We start from the raw sequence: 19,357 nt of genomic DNA on the forward strand, positions 1-19,357 counted from the left end.
AGCAGGAGTACTGAATGACAGAGCCCGCACTGTTCCAGTCCCGGCCCAGACGGCGACTATTGTGGCTGGCGCTTTTCGCGTTGGTGGTGGCCGTTCTGGTGTCAGTACGCTTGCAACCGCAACCGGTTGAAGAACGGCTTGTGCGCCTGCATGCCCAGAATGAATTCGGTACGGAATCACCGCTGCTGGGCGAAGCCTTGGCTCTGCAGGCGCTCCTGCTGGATTACCGGGACGACCGCCTGCTGTTGCTGAAAGCTCAGGCCGCGTTGCAGGTATACCCCGAGTGGACCAGGTTTGTAATGGATCTGTTTGGTGAAGAACCGGAATTTCGGCAGGCCCTTCGAGCCCATGGCGAGTATCTGATGCCTCCTGTGATGCATTTTTATCAGAATCCGGTTGGCTCGATTGAGATGATGAACCGGGTTGCCGGCACCGGTAAAGTCCTGACGCCGGAACAGCGTGCCTGGTATGCCGTCAACTTCGCCAATAAAGAAGGGCAGGATTTCACGGGCCAGTTCGTGGTGGGGGCCGATGGCAATAACATAGAGTGGATCTGGACGGAGCGGATTACAGAGGGCATTACGCAGTTCTTCACCAGTGGCATCCGGACTCTGGAATCCCGGTACCGTACCGATCAGCCGATCCGCATGGAAGATGTCGGCTGGGCCGCCGTAGACGCGCTGATTATTGGCAGTGCGGTGAAATTCCTGAAAGCCGGTCGGGCGGCAGCAGGTACTGCAAGAGCCTCGAGTGTCACCGCCCGTTCCGCGGCCTATTCTTCCCGCCTCGCGCGGGCCGGGCGAATGGCTTCGGTCATGGTTAGCAACGCAAAGTGGCCCGCTGCGGTGGCTCTGGTCTATGTCGTTGTCAAACACCCCGCCTTACTGAACGACGTATTCGCCGGCGCTGCCCGGGTACTGGGCGTGCCGGCCTGGATGGTGCAGATGCCAGGATGGTTCCTGGTACTGCTGCCACTGCTGTTGCTTACGCGCTGGCTACTGGCCACCGTGCTCTGGTTGCTATCAATAACGTGGCTCCGGGGGCGGAGGCTCAGATAGTGCGCACTAACCGGACGTTCCGGTTTTTCAGGACCGTCGTGGCCTCCTTGAGTTGCTCAGAACTGGAGGCATGCACGGTCAGTACATACTTGCCCTCCTTTAGAGCCGACTGCGCTTTGGCAACATAGGGTGTGTGGTCCGGCCGGAGCGTAACGCCTCCAGCCACCAACAGGCCAAGTATCAGGCCGAGCGCCGCAAGAACGGCTGCGGCAACCACGCCATTCTGGGCAATAAACCCCACGCCGATAGCGCTCAGTATCAGGAACACAATAAAGCCTGCGACTGCACCGCCGATACCGAGCCAGAGATGCGAACGCACCAGCGTTTGCCATATGCCCTGATTCTCTGGCTCCAGCTCTTCACCCGGGTGTTGGTCCTGGGGGCTTACAACAATGACTTGCTCGTGATCCAGACTGGTTTCCTGCGACAGCACCCTTGCAACGCCGTTGGCATCGGTTTCTGTCTCGAATATTGCGGCTACTTTATGGGCTTCCTGTTCACCGGTAATACTCACTGAGGGTTTCATGGAAAGACCTCCTGAGTGTTTCGCCGAGGACCAGATCCTCGTCAAAACATAGCGGCTTCATCAGTAACCCTAGTACACCTGAACCTGTATTTCGAATGACCGTATGGCAACAAACCGATCGGGAATCGCCCGCCATCCCCTAAATTACCAGGCCAGCCAGATTGTGTGACGGGCGCCTTTACCCGGACGCAGGGCTCTAACAACAACGGGTTCCACCGAAAAGCCAGCGCGCCGCAAGCGTTCGGTAAAGGCCTGTTCCGGACCGGCCGACCAGTAGGCGAGAATGCCGTCGTTGCTCAGGGATTTCTGGGCGGCGGCGATGCCTTCCGGAGAGTAGATCCAGTTGTTTTCTTTACGGGTAAGACCTTCCGGACCGTTATCCACATCCAGCAAGATGGCGTCCCAGTTGCCATCGCCCTGCCGCAAAAGTTCTGCCACATCGCCAATGTGAACGGCGGCCCGGGGATCGTCCAGAGGGTAGCCGGCGGCTGCGCCCAATGGTCCGCGATTCCAGGTTTCTACCTCGGGAACCAGCTCTGCCACCGTCACCTGAGCCTGATCGCCTGTAGCCGAAAGCGCTGCCGCCAGGGTAAAGCCCATACCCAGCCCGCCAATCAGGATCCGTGGCGCGGGCAGATGGCTCAGGCGTTCACAGGCGAGGGTGGCGAGTGCATCCTCCGAACCATGTAAGCGGCTGTTCATCAGTTCACCCGGGGCGCCGGCAATCTTGATGGAAAACTCGTCATTACGTTGCAGCAGTCGCAAGCGGGTGCCGTTGCCGGGGATGGTTGCGGTGCCAATTTCGTTAAAGCGGGCCATGGTTGGTTTCCGGTAGTGTGGGCAGGCGGGCATTCTAACCTGTTGATACAGCCTTCGGCGAAAACCGTATCAATCAGTTGCTGCTAAACTGCAGCAATCAATCCGTCCGGCGCAAAGCCCGCCGAATAGTAATGACGGAACCGAAACCGTTGGAGGCAGACTTGGAACGAATGCAAAAGGTAGTCCTGGTGACAGGAGGCGCGAAGGGAATTGGCCGAGGCATAGTGCTGCACCTGGCGGCGGCGGGCTGGAAAGTGGCATTCTGTGATACTGACCAAGCCGTAGGTGAACAGTTGGTTGCCAACGCAGAGGGTGAAGTCGTGTTTCTGGCAGGCGACGTTGCCAGCGAAGCGGATGTTGAGAATATCATTTCCCAAACGGTGCACTGGGGTGGTGGCCTGAATGCCGTTATTAACAACGCTGGCATTGCGGACCCTCATACCGGCCCGATAGAACAACTGGGCCTTGAACAGTGGCAGCGTCGAATGGATGTCAATCTGACCGGGCCGTTTCTGGTGAGCAAACATGCGGTACCGTATCTCCGGAAGGCGAGGGGCGTGATTGTGAATATGGCCTCCACACGGGCCCTGCAATCAGAGCCGGATACTGAAGCCTACGCCGCCACCAAGGGCGGCCTTGTGGCACTGACCCATGCGTTGGCCATTAGCCTGGGACCAGAAATACGGGTGAACTGTATCAGCCCGGGCTGGATAGATACCCGTGACTGGCAGGGAAGCGAGAAGGCTGTCGAGCCTCTGTCAGAAGCGGATCACCAGCAGCATCCGGCCGGCCGCGTTGGCAGGCCCGAAGACATCGCTACACTGGTGGCTTACCTGATTTCCTCCGAGGCTGGCTTCGTCACCGGGCAGAATTTTGTGGTGGACGGAGGCATGACGCGCAAGATGATTTATCAGGAGTGAGTGCTGACCGATAGCCTTGACTACACTGCAACAGAGGGCCATTTGGGCCGGCCGTAAGGAGGTAGCGCATGAAGATTGGTGTACCGAAGGAGATCAAGAACCGCGAATATCGGGTTGGTTTGACGCCAGCGGCGGTTCATGAATTGTGTGGCCATAAACACAAGGTTTTGGTCGAAACTGGTGCAGGTGTCGCCATCGGCTTTTCCGATGAGGATTATCGGCAGGCAGGGGCACACATTGTGGAAAGCCCCGGGGAAGTTTTCGAGCTGGCCGAGCTTATCGTGAAGGTCAAGGAGCCCCAGTCTGAAGAGCGGGCGATGCTGAAGCCGGAGCACACCCTTTTCACCTATCTGCATCTGGCGCCGGACAAACCCCAGACTGACGATCTGGTGCGCTCTGGGGCCACGTGTATCGCGTACGAAACCGTGACTGACCGTACCGGTCATTTGCCCTTGTTGGCACCCATGTCGGAAGTGGCCGGACGAATGGCCATTCAGGCGGGGGCTCACTGCCTGGAAAAGGCCATGGGAGGTCGCGGCGTGTTATTGGGAGGTGTGCCCGGTGTCCCACCGGCGCGAGTAACGGTGGTTGGCGGGGGCGTGGTTGGTCAGAATGCCATTGCCATGGCCATCGGTATGGGGGCCCAGGTGACAGTACTGGATCGCAATATGGACGTGCTCAGGGAACTCGATCATCGATATGGGAATCGTCTGACCACCTTGTTCTCAACTACTCAGACGCTTGACCAGGCGGTCACTGAATCCGATCTGGTTATTGGCAGCGTGCTTATCCCGGGTGCATCGGCTCCGAAACTCATTACCCGGGATATGATTCGCCGGATGCCCGAGGGCAGCGTGATTGTTGATGTGGCCATTGATCAGGGAGGTTGTGCTGAAACCTCGCGGGCAACCACGCACGATGATCCCACCTTCATTGTTGATGGCGTTGTGCATTACTGTGTTGCCAACATGCCCGGCGCCGTCGCGCGCACATCCACGCTGGCCTTGAACAACGTGACCTTGCCTTATGTTGTTGCGCTGGCCAACAAGGGGGCTGACCGGGCAATGAAGGAAGACCCGCACCTGAAGGCCGGTCTCAATGTCGCTGCGGGGAAAGTCACCTATCGGGAAGTCGCAGACGCTACCGGGCACCCCTATACAGACCCTGAATCCTTGCTGGGGTCCTGACCCCGGCTCCCTGGAGGTATCATGAAACTGATTGGATCTACCACGTCGCCCTACGTACGCCGCATTCGGCTCCTGCTGAGCGATGAACCGCACGAGTTCATCAATCTCGATATTTATGGCGAAGGCCGTGATGAGCTGCGGCGTACTAATCCCACCCTGAAAATCCCGGTACTGATTGATGGTGATCAGGAGCTCTATGACTCGCGGGTTATCGCCCGTTATCTTGGTCAGAAGCTTGGGCTGGAAACACTCACCTGGGACCAGGAAAACCAGTTAACGCTGATTGATGGTGCCAATGATTCTGCGGTAACCATGCTGCTTTCTGAGAGGTCTGGAATCGATACCAGCCAGGATGCGATGTTCTACAACCTTCAGCGCGAACGCATCATGACAACGTTGCGAACCCTGGCAGCTATGGTGGAAGCGGGGCAGTTTGAACAGTGGAACTATCCCGCCATCTGTCTCTATTGTCTGGTGGACTGGCTGGATTTCCGTGATCTTGTGGACTTTTCCGAAGTGGATAGCCTGGTGGCATTTCGCGACAGGCACCGAGGTCAGCCCGGGGTAGGGGAAACGGATCCGCGGGCAGTCTGAAAATAAGGTGGTACCCCCGGCAGGACTCGAACCTGCTACCTTCCCCTTAGGAGGGGGACGCTCTATCCAGATGAGCTACGGGGGCATCGTAAAGGAGGCAGTATGATAACGGCCTGAGGCAGCGGGCTCAAGGCCGTCATTTTTCATTTGTTCACACTGTCTTGCCGTTTCCGGGTAGATCACGTGGGTAGTCGCTGACTATCATAGGCTCGGCCTGTTTTCAGGCAGGGGATGGCGCGGAGCCGTCGGATCAAGTACCGGATAAAAAGGAAATCTGCATGAAGTTCTATAAGTTGCTTGCGCTGTTGCTGGTAGTGTCTTTCTCCCAGGCCAGTCTGGCTCAGAGTTTTGGTGGCTTTGACTCCTACGGCGAGGGCACGAAATCCCTGCTGACTACCGTTGTGAAACAGCTGGGTGTCAGTGATCCCGACAACAGTGTGAAGGTCAAGGTATTTGACACCATTGACGTTGCTTTGGAAGGCAACTGGTACTCCTACTGGGTTGGCATGAACGACCTGGCCAGCTCTAAATACCAGGATGGCGCCGAGAAAGGCTTTGTGCAGGTGATGTTGCCCACCAACGACTCGGGCATCTGGATTCTGACGTTCAACAAGGCAAAGGATATTCCCCAGATTATTGTCTCCATGGCCCAGATTCGTCATGGCAGCCAGGACGGAGCCTTGTCTGTGTATAACGAGAAGAAAAACGACACCGAGAACTACGAAGTAAAGAATGAAAGCGACAAGTTTGCTTTTATTCAGGAGAAGGGCAAGGTGGCATTCAGCATTCTGAATGTGGGGACCGGCACTGGGTCTGTGGTGTATTTCAATCAGTTTGCGGTGGATCTGTAACCGGCTTTGTTAACCCGACAACCTGCCCGGCAGGCGAATGATCGCCGGGCAGGTTCGTAGTATCTCTCGTCAATCCTTCGGTACAGGGCCCAGGTCCCGCAGGATCTGAAGGATCGCCTCATCATTCACGGCATCGCCTCCGGTGGTGACCAGCAGAGCACGTTGTCGTTCAAGCATGGCCTGTTCGAAGGTCTCTTTCAGTTCCTCCAGCGATACGTTCCGAATAGCGTCGGCCAGGGCTTGTCGGCTGTTAAACTCGGCATTTTCCCGGTCGATCTCCCGCCAGTATCGGCTGGAGACTTCGCTCAGTTGCCGGTCACGCTCCAGCAGTTGGCTGATCACCGCCTGTTTTTCCCGCTTAAGCCGGGTGTCATCCATCTCCGCCAGTTGTTGCGCAAAGGTTTGGCTGAATTCCTTGACGGCCGAGTCGATGGCAGATGCATCAGCGGATGGGGATTGCACAACCAGCCCGAGCGCCGGCGTTTCCAGAATCTCGAACGCGGTCGCGTAGACGATGTATCCGAGCTGGCGCGTGGTCCGGATTTCCTCATAGAACGGGCTACTGATGATTTGTGCCAGCAACCGATATCGGGCTCGCTCGGCGTAGGAAGTGTTGTTGCCCTGCAGGTATAAGGTGTAACCGGTATCGGGGTGCTCAACCGCCAGATGCGCGGCGGTCTGGCTTGGAGGCAGCTGGCGAATTCGCGCCCGATCCACGTTGGTACGGTGGTGATCGTTCAGCACCAGAGCCTGTACCTGTCTGGCCATATTCAGGGCACTGGCCTGTGTCAGGTTGCCATGGGCGAGCATGACGGGATCAGTGCGGGCGAGGAAACTGCCGGCAAACCCTCTCAGCTCATTCAGTGTGACGTCGCGCGCAGCGGCCAGGCGCTCCTCCGCGGGAAACGTGCCTTCCAGCAAGGCGGTTTGGACAAATTCCGAAGTCTGCTGCACCGGTCGTTCTTTGCTCTTGTTTTCCAGAGCATCCATCAGGTTCTGTCGCGCGATCCTGAATCGCTGTTCGGTAAGGGCGGGATTGGCGAACTCCAGCAGTATCTGGTTAGCCAGCTTGTGCAGCTTGTCGCTGTAGCCGCCGACACGGATGGTAACGCCACGAAGATGGGGGTAGACGCTGTAGTCCAGCCCGGCCAGCCGGGCAGAATAGGCCCAGGCGTTGAGGTTGTTGTTAATGGCGTCCACCAGCAGTTGTGTGAGCACTGAACTCCGGGCGGATTCCCGCGCTGCCGGCGTTCTCAGGCTGACAAACAGATTGGCTTTCGGGGTGGCGAAACGGGTATCCCGGGCGTACCAGATATCCAGTCCGTCCAGTTCGGCAATTTTCTCCGGGTGAGCCATGCTGTCCCCCCCCACCAGTTCGAGATCTTCAGGAACAAAGGGGTTGGATTCGGGCAGGGCAAGCTGTTCAGCCAGGCTGGGAGCAGCCGGATTATCGAGGTTCAGGGGTGTCCTGACCCATGGCGTCTGATACCACTGCGTGAGGTTCGGCTCGCTCGCGTCCAGGTTGGGGGCGGCAACCCAGACTTTAAGGTTGGCTGGTTTCAGCTGATCGAGGATCGCCTTGTATTGCTCTGGGGCATACCTCTCCAACAGCCAGGGGGCGCTTAAAACATCTTCAGGCGGATAGTCCTTGAGGAGTCTGGACAGGCGCATGGCCTCGCTTTGCGCTTCAGCGCGTTCCCGGAAACGGAAATCAATCATGGCCAGCTGTCGCATCTCGTTGAAGCGTTGCTGGCTGATGCCGTTGTCACGAATACGATCTATGTACTCAAAGGCGAGGGCAACGATCTCATCCTGGTGCTCCAGGCCTTCCCGGGTGAGCGACATGCTGATGTCGAGAGTGGCGTGTTCACCGGTGTCCATCCCTGTGCCTGCGGAAAGGCTTTCTACCAGGCCTGCGCGTTTCAGAACGTCAAACAGGCTGCCGGTGCCCTCATGGCCCAGTAGGTTGGCAACGTAGGCTGCGGGTTTGCTTTTGTAGTAACGCTGCTGAGAGGGGATCGGAAAAGACAGCGTCATGCTGCGATTGTCTTTCAGCGTTTCGGCTGTCACTTTCTCTGGCAACCGGGAGGTGTCGTACAGCGGGTGAGGGTGAACCTTGGGTTCAAGGTTACGGTTGGCGATGGCGCCAAAGCGCTCATGCACCATGCGTTCCAGCTCATCCAGCGGCTGTGGGCCATAGACTGCCAGGGTCATGATGTTCGCCGAATAGTTTTCTTCCCAGAAACGAATCAGGTCAGGCCGAAGCGGGTTGCCTTCGGTATTTTCAAGGGTCTCCAGGTTGCCGACCGCAAACTGGCTGAAGGCATGCTTCTGATTGCCCGCCGCCTTCCTGACAGAAAGCAGGCGCCGGCCGTCATCTTTAAGCTTGGAACTGTACTCGGAGTGGACGGCATTGCGCTCACGATCCACCAGTTCCGGCGTGAACAGAGGATGAGAAAACTGTTGGGCGAACCGGTCCAGCGCCGGCTCCAGAAACTCGGCTTCGACATCAAAGAAATAGTTGGTGTCCTCAAACGCTGTGAACGCGTTATGACTGCCGCCGTGGCTGCGAATAAATTGCTGGTATTCGCCTGCCTCCGGGTACTTCTCGGTGCCCAAAAACAGCATGTGCTCGAGAAAGTGCGCCAGGCCAGCCCGCTCTTTCGGGTCGTTTCCGCTGCCCACGGCAACGTTCATGGAGGCGGCGGCTTTGTCTGTTTCCGGGTCCGAAGCGAGGATCACCCGCAAGCCATTGTCGAGTTCGATGAACCGATACTGGTTCGGATCATTGGGACTTTGGGTGGGTGACACACTGGCTGTGGCCAGTGGAGCCAGTAACACGGTGACGACCAGCAACAGCCTCTGCAGCAGAGCGTAGCGAGATCGAACAGGTAACGGATGTTTCGAAGTCATGGGGCCTCGGGTTCCGGAATGGCGTTCAGGTCGGAAAAGGGATCAGTGCATCTGGTTGTTTTTGGCGCTGTCAGGCTTCTGTTCTATGGTTTGGCGCGCGAGTTTGGCCGCCTGGTCAGCGTCGAGTTCACCAGAGGCGATCCGCTCCAGCACCGTCGCCATGATCGCAACGGACTGTCGATAATCGGCAAACTCGGCCTGAAACGCCTTGTCGATTGCCTGGTATACGGCCTGGATCTTGTCTTCCCGGGAACCACTGTCGGCGGCGGTGTCGTTGATGGCCTTCAGGCAGGCACGGGCGATGGCAATATAGCGTTCGGTGTTCGGATTGTTTTTCGGCATGGGAGTTTCTTTTAAACCTTGATGTCTGGCTCGGTTAGTGACGCCGGATGGCGCTGGAAGTTCCCGATTATGTCATTGGTAAGAACCTCTTGCATTGCCTGGTCGTAATTAAATGACCCAATGCGGTGGTCGCGGTTTCTTGTGCTAATCTCAATCACATTGTGTCGATAAACCGGACAGGGAGTGAGGTGGAGTTGGCTGCTTTTAGAGTAATGACTCTAACAAAAACAATGGGTTACAGAGTAAAAGCTCTAAAAAAGTTCGATACATGAGGGTTGCAATTAAGTAGAATTGCCGACCGATGGAATCAGCTACGACTTTAGTCGTATCTGTGTCGGTTAAAGACAAAAACACAACAGGCAGAATGGAGTACCTATGAATTATTTCCTGACAGGCGGCACCGGTTTTATCGGTCGTTTTCTGGTTGAGAAACTCTTGGCGCGCGGCGGCACCGTGTATGTTCTGGTTCGCGAGCAGTCCCAGGACAAGCTGGAGCGGCTCCGGGAGCGCTGGGGTGCAGACGACAAGCAAGTGAAGGCTGTGATCGGCGACCTCACCAGCAAAAACCTTGGTATTGACGCGAAAACGCTGAAATCACTGAAAGGAAATATCGACCACGTATTCCATCTTGCCGCGGTCTACGACATGGGCGCAGACGAAGAAGCCCAGGCCGCCACCAATATCGAAGGCACCAGGGCGGCTGTTCAGGCCGCCGAAGCCATGGGCGCCAAGCATTTCCATCATGTGTCATCCATCGCGGCAGCGGGTCTGTTCAAGGGTATCTTCCGGGAGGATATGTTCGAAGAAGCCGAGAAGCTTGATCATCCTTACCTGCGCACCAAGCACGAATCCGAAAAAGTTGTGCGTGAAGAATGCAAGGTTCCGTTCCGCATCTACCGCCCTGGTATGGTCATTGGCCATTCGGAAACCGGCGAAATGGACAAGGTGGACGGGCCCTATTACTTCTTCAAGATGATTCAGAAGATCCGTCACGCGTTGCCCCAGTGGGTACCCACCATCGGTATTGAAGGTGGCCGGCTGAACATTGTGCCGGTGGATTTCGTGGTCGATGCACTGGATCACATTGCCCATCTGGAAGGCGAAGATGGCAACTGTTTCCATCTGGTGGACTCCGATCCGTACAAGGTGGGTGAGATCCTCAATATCTTCTGCGAGGCCGGCCATGCCCCCCGCATGGGTATGCGTATCGATTCCCGGATGTTCGGTTTTATTCCGCCGTTTATTCGCCAGAGCATCAAGAATCTGCCTCCGGTCAAGCGCATTACTGGTGCGCTTCTGGATGACATGGGCATTCCGCCCTCGGTGATGTCCTTCATTAATTATCCGACCCGTTTCGATACCCGGGAGCTGGAGCGGGTTCTGAAGGGCACAGACATTGAGGTGCCGCGTCTGCCGTCCTATGCCCCGGTGATCTGGGACTACTGGGAGCGCAATCTGGACCCGGACCTGTTCAAGGACCGCACCCTCAAGGGCACGGTTGAAGGTAAGGTTTGCGTGGTCACCGGCGCAACTTCGGGTATTGGCCTGGCAACGGCAGAGAAACTGGCAGAGGCCGGTGCCATTCTGGTCATTGGTGCGCGCACCAAGGAAACTCTGGATGAAGTGGCGGCCAGTCTGGAGGCCAAGGGTGGCAACGTGCATGCGTACCAGTGCGACTTTTCGGACATGGACGACTGCGACCGCTTTGTGAAGACGGTGCTCGATAATCACGGCCACGTGGATGTACTGGTTAATAACGCGGGTCGCTCCATCCGCCGCTCGCTGGCGTTGTCTTTTGACCGGTTCCACGATTTTGAGCGGACCATGCAGCTGAACTACTTTGGCTCCGTTCGGCTGATCATGGGCTTTGCGCCAGCCATGCTGGAGCGTCGCCGCGGGCACGTGGTGAATATTTCTTCCATCGGGGTACTTACCAACGCTCCGCGTTTCTCGGCCTATGTCGCCTCGAAATCCGCACTGGACGCGTTCAGCCGCTGTGCCGCTGCGGAATGGTCGGATCGCAACGTGACCTTCACCACCATCAACATGCCGTTGGTGAAAACGCCGATGATCGCGCCCACCAAGATCTACGATTCCGTGCCGACGCTGACGCCGGATGAAGCCGCCCAGATGGTGGCGGATGCGATTGTGTACCGGCCCAAGCGCATTGCCACCCGTCTCGGCGTGTTCGCGCAGGTTCTGCATGCGCTGGCACCGAAGATGGGTGAGATCATTATGAACACTGGCTACCGGATGTTCCCGGATTCTCCAGCAGCCGCTGGCAGCAAGTCCGGCGAAAAGCCGAAAGTCTCTACCGAGCAGGTGGCCTTTGCGGCGATTATGCGGGGGATATACTGGTAATCGTCGTTATAAACCAAGAAAAAAACCCGCCTCGGCGGGTTTTTTTTCAGGTTGGCGATTTCATTCCTGGGGTTCTTCGGCAATTTCGATTGGCGGCGGCGGAAACCCGCCCAGTTCACGCCAGCGATTGACGATGCCGCAGAACAGGTCTGCTGTCTTTTCCGCGTCGTAGGCCGCCGAGTGGGCTTCCTTGTTGCTGAAGGGAATGCCCGCCAGTTTACAGGCCTGGGCCAGCACGGTGTGGCCGTAGGCGAGGCCCGCCAGGGTAGCGGTATCAAATGTCGAGAATGGATGGAACGGGTTGCGTTTGATATCGGCCCGCAGCGCTGCCGCGAAAACGAAATTATGGTCAAACGTGGCATTGTGGCCCACCAGTACCGCTCGCTTGCAGTCGTGTTCTTTTACCGCCTTGCGGATGGGAGAAAAAATCTCGCTCAGGCCTTCCCGTTCCGGTACCGCCTCCCGCTCCGGATTCCAGGGATCGATACCGGTGAAATCCAGGGCCGACTGCTCCAGATTGGCGCCTTCGAACGGGTCGATCTGCTGCACGTGGGTTTCGCCCCGGCGCAGCCAGCCATCCTCATCCATGGTCAGCATTACGGCAGCGATTTCCAGCAGAGCATCACGTTCCGGGTTGAAGCCGGCGGTTTCCACGTCGACCACCACCGGCAGAAAGCCGCGAAAGCGCTGGGACATGGGGTGGGGCTGTTTGTTTTCGTCTGACACTCGAACTCCGATGTTCGTGGTAGTGAATGAATAGGGTTTACGCCAGGCGCCAGTTAACGGTTTCGCCAGCCTTCAACGGAACAATTCCGCCGCCGGCCAGAGGCAGGTTCTCCGGCATGGTCCAGGGTTCCCGCACCAGCGTCACGGTGTCGGTGTTCCGGGGCAGGCCATAGAAATCGGCGCCGTTGAAGCTGGCAAAGGCTTCCAGCTTGTCCAGAATGCCCAGTTCCTCGAAGATATCGGCATACAGGCCGATGGCGCCGTAGGCGGAGTAACAGCCAGCACAGCCGCAGGCGGCTTCCTTCTTGTCTTTCGCGTGTGGGGCAGAATCCGTGCCCAGGAAGAAGCGGGGATCGCCGCTGGCCACGACCTCTCTTAGCGCTTCCTGATGCTTGTTGCGCTTGAGGATGGGCAGGCAGTAAAGGTGTGGGCGAATACCGCCGACCAGCATGTGATTGCGGTTATACATCAGATGCTGCGGTGTGAGAGTTGCCCCTAGGTTATTGCCCTGATGGTTACGGACAAACTCGGCCGAATCGGCAGTGGTGATATGCTCAAGAACCACCCGGAGCGACGGGAACGCAGTCAGCGTTGGTGCCAGAACCCGCTCCAGAAACACCTTTTCCCGATCGAAAATATCGATGTCGCTGTCGGTCACCTCGCCGTGTACCAGCAACAGCATGCCGCAATCCGCCATCGCCTCCAGCACCGGGTAGATATTGCGAATGTCCGTTACGCCGGAGGCAGAGTTGGTGGTGGCGCCAGCCGGGTACAGTTTCGCTGCCACTACGCCGGCGGCTTTGGCTTCGCGAATGGTCTCGGCGGTGGTGCTCTCGGTCAGATACAGGGTCATCAGGGGCTGGAAGTCCGTTCCCCGGGCCGCGGCCAGAATGCGATCCCTGTATGCCATGGCTGCGCTGGCATCGGTTACCGGCGGTACCAGGTTAGGCATGATGATAGCGCGGCCGAAGCAGGCGGCGGTGGCGGGCACCACATCGTTCAGAATGTCGCCGTCGCGCACGTGCAGGTGCCAGTCGTCCGGGCGTGTGATGGTTATCTGTCGGGTCATGAGAAGGTATCCGAAAGCGAGCGCAAAATTTCGCGGATTATATCAGAAGCGAAAAGCAGATGTTTTTAACCTGATCGTAAGTTATCCGGCTCAAGTTCCCGGTCGGGTCGCCGTTAACCGGTTAGTTCACTGGTTTAAAGGCTCCACGGGGCATTCCTATGGTTTCACCCAATTGGTTCTTCAGGCAGAGCAGATTGCTGAAATTGCTGGCGACGGCAGGGTTAATGTCATTGCCCTCTGCGCCTGTGCTGTCATCCAGTTATGGTGCCGGTATTGAAAACAGCCAGTGGTATCTCTCCGAGTCGGTCTTTGAGTGTTCCCTTGTCCATGAGGTCCCTGGCTTTGGCCGCGCCGTGCTCAGGCACCGGGCAGGGGAAGACCTGCGTTTCTATCTCGAATCGGATCTCAGTGTGATGCGCCCCGGCCAGGGCCAGTTAGTGGTCGAAGCTCCGCCCTGGCGGCCAGGAGTTCCACCGAGCCCCATTGGTGCTGTGCAGGTAACGGATAGTCCCCGCTCGGTGAACCTGGGGAATCGGGAAGCGGTGTTGATTGCCCAGGGGTTGTCCCGAGGTATGCAGCCGACAGTAACCCGAGCCGCGGTATACAGCGGCCAGCCCGTGCGGGTGCAGTTGTCGAATGTGAATTTTTCCGGCCCGTACGCCGGCTATCGTGAATGCGTTGCCAGTCTGCTGCCGGTTAACTTCGACCAGGTTCGGCGCAGCCGGGTTCCGTTTGCCAGCGGGAGTACCAGCCTGTCACAGGCAGACATGAACTTGCTCGACAATATTGTGACCTACGTGATGGCCGACAGCACGGTAGAAAGAATCTTCGTGGACGGCCATTCCGACAGTATTGGTAGCCGGATTGATAACCGCGCGCTGTCGGAGGAAAGAGCCAACGTGGTGGCCGAGTATCTCAAATCCAGGGGAATTGATGAGACTATGCTGACGGTCCGGGCCCACGGTGATCAGTATCCGGTTTCCCGCCAGCCGGCTGATAACCGCCGCACCACCATTCGTTTGCAACGCCAGGGTGAGCGCCCGGAACTGCTGCAGGCTAACGGTATGGGAAGCGAGTTTTCGGGATAGCCGGAACACGCCATCCCGAGTTTCAATACACTGCGTTCAGGACTTCCAGGTGCGCGGACACACCCTCTGCCAGGGCTTTCAGGTGATACCCGCCTTCCAGCGTGGAGATGATGCGGTCGTTGGAGTGGTCATGGGCGACACTCACCAGCATTTCCGTTAACCAGCGATAATCCTCGGTTTCCAGGTTCAGCTCCGCCATGGGGTCCAGCCGATGCCCGTCAAAGCCTGCCGAGATCAACACCAGTTGCGGACGAAAATCCTGCAGTTTCTTGAGCCAGGCGGCTTCAACCGTCTTGCGGTACTCAGTCGCTGAGCAGTCGGCTGCAATCGGCGCATTGACAATATTGTCGGCCTGCCGGTGCACGTGGGAATGCGGATAAAACGGATGCTGAAAGCTGGAACACATCAGTATGCGTTCATCACCACTGACAATATCGACCGTGCCGTTACCCTGATGCACATCGAAATCGACAATGGCCACCCGCTCAAGGTGATGGAAGGTGAGCGCCCGCATCGCCGCCAGGGCGATATTGTTATAGAAACAGAACCCCATCGACTTGGCGCGTTCGGCGTGGTGTCCCGGTGGCCGGGCGCAGACAAAAGCGTTGGTTACCTGGCTGCTCATCACCATATCGACAGCCTGCACATTGCCCCCCGCGGCCAGCTTCGCCGCTCTCAGGGTGTCCGGCATCATCGCGGTGTCCGGGTCGGTGAACACCCGGCCCCGGGTTGGCTGCATCAGGTCCAGCTGGTGCAGATAGCTTTCCGGATGCACGGTCAGCAGTTGGTCCCGGGTGATTTCTTCCGGACGAACCCAGTCCAGTTCCTGTTGCAGGTTGGTATCCGCGAGGTAGGCGAGAATGCTTGAAAGACGCTCTGGGCTTTCCGGGTGCTCCGGGCCCATGTTGTGTTTCTTGCAGTCGTCGTGGGAAAAAAATGCCGTGGTCATGGGTAATGCCTGAACCTGAATATGCTTATTATCGCTTTCATGTTATCAGGGATAACCGAAGCCTGTCGTATTTCTTTGGTCTAATAACTCGTTAGTCGATTTACATCATGAAATCGCCACCTAAGATAAGGTATACACTGATAAGCAAGCCGTTTTATTGAAGTTTGTACATTCCTGTCGCGCACACCACTGGGAGAGCCGCGTTGAGTACCCGCTATCTGGAAAGCCTGTTCAATCCTGAATCCATTGCCGTTATTGGCGCCTCGGAACGCGCTGACAACCTCGGGGGTATGGTGTTGCGGAACCTGCTGGGCGGCGGCTATCCGGGCCGGCTCGTGGTGGTCAACCAGAGCGACTACGAAAACGTGCACGGGGTGCCCTGTGTGCGCAAAGTGTCCAAACTGGATTTCAGTCCGGACCTGGCGATCATCTGTACCCCGCCGGACACGGTGCCGAAAATGATCCGGAAACTCGGTGAATGCGGCGTGCGCACCGCCATTGTAATGACTGGGGGCATGTCCCGGACTCACAGTAAAACCGGCCAGCCATTGATGTATTCAGTGCGCGATGCCGCCCGGGAGACCGGCATCCGCGTATTGGGCCCCAACACTATCGGTTTGATGGTGCCGGCGCGGCATCTGAACGCCACCTATGCCCATATGGGGGCCATTCCCGGCCGCGTTGCCTTCGTGGGGCAGTCCGGCACCATTGCCAGTTCGGTGCTGGACTGGGCTTTTGCCAGGGGGGTGGGCTTCTCTTACTTCCTGACCCTGGGCGATGGCATGGACATCGATCACGACGACCTGATCGACTATCTGGCCCAGGACACCCAGACCCGGGCGATTCTTCTGCACATTGAAAACATCCCCAATCCCAGGCGTTTCATGTCAGCGGTGCGGGTGGCCTCCCGAACCAAGCCTGTGATTGCGGTGAAATCCGGACGGGTGCCCGAATCCGAGTGGTTTACCCATGCCTTGCCCGCTGGTATCAAACGCAGCGACCCGGTCTACGATGCCATGCTTCAGCGCGCCGGTGTGTTGAGGGTGGACGGGCTTGGCCAGATGTTTGATGCCCTGGAAACCCTGACCCGGATGCGCCCGCTGCGTCGGGAATCCCTGGCCATCATGGCCAACGGCGTGGGCCCCGGCGTATTGGCGGTGGATCGGCTGGCGGATCTCGGCGGTGAACTGGCGGAGCTGTCGGAAGATACGGTCAGGGAACTGGGAGAACTGCTGCCGCCGTACTGGACCCGCAAGAACCCCATTGACCTTAACTATGATGCCACGCCCGAGCTCTATGGCAAGGCTATCAAGATTCTGGCGAAGGACCCTAACGTGGCTAACGTACTGGTGATGTACGCACCCACACTGATCGAAGACAGCCTGCAGATTGCCGATTCCGTGGTGCAGGCGTCCAAGGGCACCCGCCTGAACATCTTTACCTGCTGGTTGGGGCAGAGCACGGTGATGGATTCCCGGGAAGAGTTTTACCGGGCGGGGTTGCCATCGTTCTTTAACCCGGAAAAAGCGGTGATGGCGTTCATGCAGCATGTTCGGCATCAGCGCATCCAGCGGCTGCTGACCGAGACGCCCGAATCGTTTACAGACCACTTCGCCGACCGGGCCAACACCCGCAAACTGGTCGCCAGGGCCTTGCGGGATGGCCGGCGGCATCTGTCTAACCGGGAAGCCCGGCGGGTGATTTGCGACTATGGCATCAATACCATTGAAACCGTCTACTGTGATGACGTGGAAGAGGTGCTGGAGGTCTTCGCAGTCGAGCGCCGCCCCATTGATGTAACTGTTATCCACGAAGATGTGTGTTATCCCTTCCTGGATCTGAGCCCGACCCAGCGCCGCTATAAGGGCACGGTGAAAAAGCTCAACAGCGAACAGGTGATCATCGACAGCTGCCGCTTCCTGATGGACGAATATCGGGAGCATTTCCCGAAAAGCGGCTTCCTGGGTTTTGCCGTCCAGCGTTCCTACCAGCATGTTGGCGGCATCGAGTTCAGTGTGGGGATCACTCGTGATGAGGTGTTCGGGCCGCTGGTGGTTTGCGGGGCAGCCGGTGCCCAGATCAATATCATGACCGATCGCCAGATTGCCTTGCCGCCCCTGAACATGGTGCTGGCCCGCGAGCTGCTGCGGCGTACTTACATGTACAAACTGCTTAAAGAACACAGCCTGAAGCCGGAAGAGGATATCCGGGCGGTGTCCGAAACCCTGGTGACGCTGTCACAGATTGTGATCGATATACCGGAGATCAAGGGGCTGGAAATCTCGCCATTGCTGTTCAACGAGCAGGGCGCCGTTGCTGTAAACATCGCCATTGACCTGGATGAACATCCGATCAAGCCCATTATCCAGCCCTACCCGCGAGAGCTGGAGGAGTGGCTGGTATTGCCCAAATCCGGTCGCCGCGTGATTATTCGCCCGGTGTTGGCGGAGGATGAGCCTGCTCATCGGCTGTTTCACGAGCATCAGTCTCCGGAATCCATCCGTTACCGATTCTTCCAGTACCGCAAGCATTTTTCCCGGGAAGACGTGGCCCAGATGGTGCAAATCGACTATGACCGGGAAATGGTGTTCATCGCCAATGCGCCCCGTGAAGATGGTGAAGGCGAGGAGACCCTGGGTACGGTGCGTACCTGGACCGATGCCGACAATCTGCGTTGCGAGTTCGCCGTCATGGTAGATGACCGGATGAAAGGCGAAGGCCTGGGCGTGGCCCTTATGCAGAAGATGATTGATTATTGCCGTGCCCGGGGCACCATGGAAATGATCGGCAATGTGTTGCCGGACAACCGGCCGATGTTGCAGCTGGCCGAGCATCTGGGGTTCGAAATCAAATACAACCCGGAGGAAGAAGTGATGGATCTGCGGCTGGTACTGAACGAGCCGCAGAAAGACTGGCAGAAGGAACGGCTCGGCAAAGGGGGGCATCTGTAGCCCCCCGTTCCTTTACTCCTCGACGATGGCGGAGCGATCTTCTCCGCCCAGGGCTTCCAGCAGCCCGGGAATCAGCCGTGACAGCTCCAGAGTCATGATGGTGAAAGCTGCATCAAACTTGGCCAGGGCGTCGTCGACATCGACGTCGTCCAGTTGCTCTTGCAGGGTTTCACCGAATTTCAGCCGGCGTATGCCCAGCTCTTCGTCCAGTACGAACGAGACATTGTCGTCCCAGGTCAGGGCCAGCTTGGTCACCTGCATGCCAGCTTCCAGGTGGTTGCGGATCTCGTCGGCTCTGAGATCAAGGCCTTTACAGCGTACCACGCCGCCATCTTCTGACGGGTCTTTCAGTTCGCATTCGCTGCCCAGGGTAATGTTGGCAGGGTGATCAATGCTTTCGTTCAGCCAGCCGGTGAAGGTGAAGGCGGGGGATTGCTCAACCGCCGGCGGGCGCACAGGCAGTGATCCCAGGCTCTTGCGCAGGGTGGAGGCTAGATCTTCGGCCTGTTTCGCAGAGCCGGCATCAACCACCAGCACGCCGTCCTGAGGGGCCAGGTAAGCAAAGCATCGGCGGTTGCGTGAAAACGCCTGGGGCAGCATTTCCAGCATCACCTGTTCTTTCAGTTCGTCTTTTTCCTTCCGGCGCACCTTTCGGCCCTGCTCCAGCTCAATGGCTTCGGCACGCTCTTCCACAGCTTCCTTCACCACCGGCCCGGGCAGGATCTTCTCTTCTTTTCTCAGGGCAATCAGGTGATAACCGTTGGCGCTGTGCACCAGTTGGTCGCCATGCTTACCCAGGGGCGGAACCCAGCCCTGGCGATTGGTTTCCTGAGGACCACAGGGTTTGAATGCGTCCGCCTGGAGTTTCTCTTCCAGCGCTTCTGCGGAAATATCGAAAGGTTTGGTGAAACGGAAAACACGGGCATTACGAAACCACATGGGTCTGAATCCTTGCGTCAGGTCGGAGCTTGTCGAATCGAAAAAAGGGGAAGGGATGATACGG

The 19,357-nt window shown here is 57.6% G+C and carries 16 protein-coding genes and 1 tRNA gene; 8 read left to right on the forward strand and 9 right to left on the reverse strand.

Annotation, left to right across the window (positions count from 1 at the left end):
- The first annotated feature begins 14 nt into the window (after positions 1–14).
- On the forward strand, positions 15–1,058 hold the full coding sequence (locus tag ACAM27_RS09185) for a hypothetical protein (protein WP_369611827.1): 1,044 nt from the start codon (positions 15–17) through the stop codon (positions 1,056–1,058).
- Here the strand turns inward: ACAM27_RS09185 and ACAM27_RS09190 are convergent.
- Positions 1,051–1,584 carry a hypothetical protein gene (locus tag ACAM27_RS09190; RefSeq protein WP_011785974.1) on the reverse strand — a complete coding sequence of 178 codons (534 nt, stop codon included), beginning with the start codon at positions 1,582–1,584 and terminating at the stop codon, positions 1,051–1,053. The genes ACAM27_RS09185 and ACAM27_RS09190 overlap by 8 nt on opposite strands.
- A gap of 144 nt (positions 1,585–1,728) precedes the next feature.
- Entirely contained in the window at positions 1,729–2,403 is a 675-nt protein-coding gene (locus tag ACAM27_RS09195) for a spermidine synthase (protein ID WP_121208644.1), read from the reverse strand.
- Between the two features lie 131 nt (positions 2,404–2,534).
- On the opposite strand from ACAM27_RS09195, the gene ACAM27_RS09200 reads away from it, so the two are divergent.
- The 3 genes from ACAM27_RS09200 (at position 2,535) to ACAM27_RS09210 (ending at position 5,104) form a co-directional block, all read left to right on the forward strand.
- Positions 2,535–3,323 carry an SDR family oxidoreductase gene (locus ACAM27_RS09200; RefSeq protein WP_222197187.1) on the forward strand — a complete coding sequence of 263 codons (789 nt, stop codon included), beginning with the start codon at positions 2,535–2,537 and terminating at the stop codon, positions 3,321–3,323.
- 68 nt (positions 3,324–3,391) lie between these two features.
- Positions 3,392–4,510 (forward strand): alanine dehydrogenase, encoded by a 1,119-nt coding sequence (ald, locus tag ACAM27_RS09205; protein ID WP_369611828.1) that lies wholly within the window; start codon positions 3,392–3,394, stop codon positions 4,508–4,510.
- Between the two features lie 21 nt (positions 4,511–4,531).
- Positions 4,532–5,104, forward strand: coding sequence for a glutathione S-transferase family protein (locus ACAM27_RS09210; protein WP_369611829.1), 573 nt, complete (start codon positions 4,532–4,534; stop codon positions 5,102–5,104).
- An 8-nt stretch (positions 5,105–5,112) separates the two neighbouring features.
- Here ACAM27_RS09210 and ACAM27_RS09215 read toward each other — a convergent pair.
- Positions 5,113–5,189 (reverse strand) — tRNA-Arg (locus tag ACAM27_RS09215).
- Positions 5,190–5,382: 193 nt separating this feature from the next.
- Here ACAM27_RS09215 and ACAM27_RS09220 point away from each other — a divergent pair.
- Positions 5,383–5,955 (forward strand): hypothetical protein, encoded by a 573-nt coding sequence (locus tag ACAM27_RS09220; RefSeq protein ID WP_011785969.1) that lies wholly within the window; start codon positions 5,383–5,385, stop codon positions 5,953–5,955.
- Between the two features lie 69 nt (positions 5,956–6,024).
- On the opposite strand, the gene ACAM27_RS09225 is transcribed toward ACAM27_RS09220, so the two are convergent.
- A complete protein-coding gene (locus ACAM27_RS09225) occupies positions 6,025–8,868 on the reverse strand; it encodes an insulinase family protein (protein WP_369611830.1) in 2,844 nt (947 codons plus the stop codon).
- Between the two features lie 42 nt (positions 8,869–8,910).
- Positions 8,911–9,210 carry a hypothetical protein gene (locus ACAM27_RS09230; protein ID WP_011785967.1) on the reverse strand — a complete coding sequence of 100 codons (300 nt, stop codon included), beginning with the start codon at positions 9,208–9,210 and terminating at the stop codon, positions 8,911–8,913.
- 375 nt (positions 9,211–9,585) lie between these two features.
- Between ACAM27_RS09230 and ACAM27_RS09235 the strand changes: the two genes are divergently transcribed.
- Positions 9,586–11,571, forward strand: a complete 1,986-nt coding sequence (locus tag ACAM27_RS09235) for an SDR family oxidoreductase (RefSeq protein ID WP_014421967.1) — start codon at positions 9,586–9,588, stop codon at positions 11,569–11,571.
- Between the two features lie 60 nt (positions 11,572–11,631).
- Here the strand turns inward: ACAM27_RS09235 and rnt are convergent, their stop codons facing one another.
- Positions 11,632–12,297, reverse strand: coding sequence for a ribonuclease T (rnt, locus tag ACAM27_RS09240; protein WP_011785965.1), 666 nt, complete (start codon positions 12,295–12,297; stop codon positions 11,632–11,634).
- A 37-nt stretch (positions 12,298–12,334) separates the two neighbouring features.
- Positions 12,335–13,366 (reverse strand): dihydroorotase, encoded by a 1,032-nt coding sequence (pyrC, locus tag ACAM27_RS09245; RefSeq protein WP_022992892.1) that lies wholly within the window; start codon positions 13,364–13,366, stop codon positions 12,335–12,337.
- Between the two features lie 158 nt (positions 13,367–13,524).
- Between pyrC and ACAM27_RS09250 the strand changes: the two genes are divergently transcribed.
- A complete protein-coding gene (locus ACAM27_RS09250; RefSeq protein ID WP_014421965.1) occupies positions 13,525–14,454 on the forward strand; it encodes an OmpA family protein in 930 nt (309 codons plus the stop codon).
- A gap of 22 nt (positions 14,455–14,476) precedes the next feature.
- Here the strand turns inward: ACAM27_RS09250 and ACAM27_RS09255 are convergent, their stop codons facing one another.
- Positions 14,477–15,403, reverse strand: coding sequence for a histone deacetylase family protein (locus tag ACAM27_RS09255; RefSeq protein ID WP_369611831.1), 927 nt, complete (start codon positions 15,401–15,403; stop codon positions 14,477–14,479).
- Positions 15,404–15,606: 203 nt separating this feature from the next.
- Here ACAM27_RS09255 and ACAM27_RS09260 point away from each other — a divergent pair, with 203 nt between their 5' ends.
- On the forward strand, positions 15,607–18,354 hold the full coding sequence (locus ACAM27_RS09260; RefSeq protein WP_014421963.1) for a GNAT family N-acetyltransferase: 2,748 nt from the start codon (positions 15,607–15,609) through the stop codon (positions 18,352–18,354).
- Positions 18,355–18,366: 12 nt separating this feature from the next.
- On the opposite strand, the gene rdgC is transcribed toward ACAM27_RS09260, so the two are convergent.
- Positions 18,367–19,293, reverse strand: coding sequence for a recombination-associated protein RdgC (gene rdgC, locus ACAM27_RS09265; RefSeq protein WP_014421962.1), 927 nt, complete (start codon positions 19,291–19,293; stop codon positions 18,367–18,369).
- Between the last annotated feature and the right edge of the window lie 64 nt (positions 19,294–19,357).

This window comes from Marinobacter sp. RI1 (assembly GCF_041155085.1).
Classification (GTDB): domain Bacteria; phylum Pseudomonadota; class Gammaproteobacteria; order Pseudomonadales; family Oleiphilaceae; genus Marinobacter; species Marinobacter nauticus.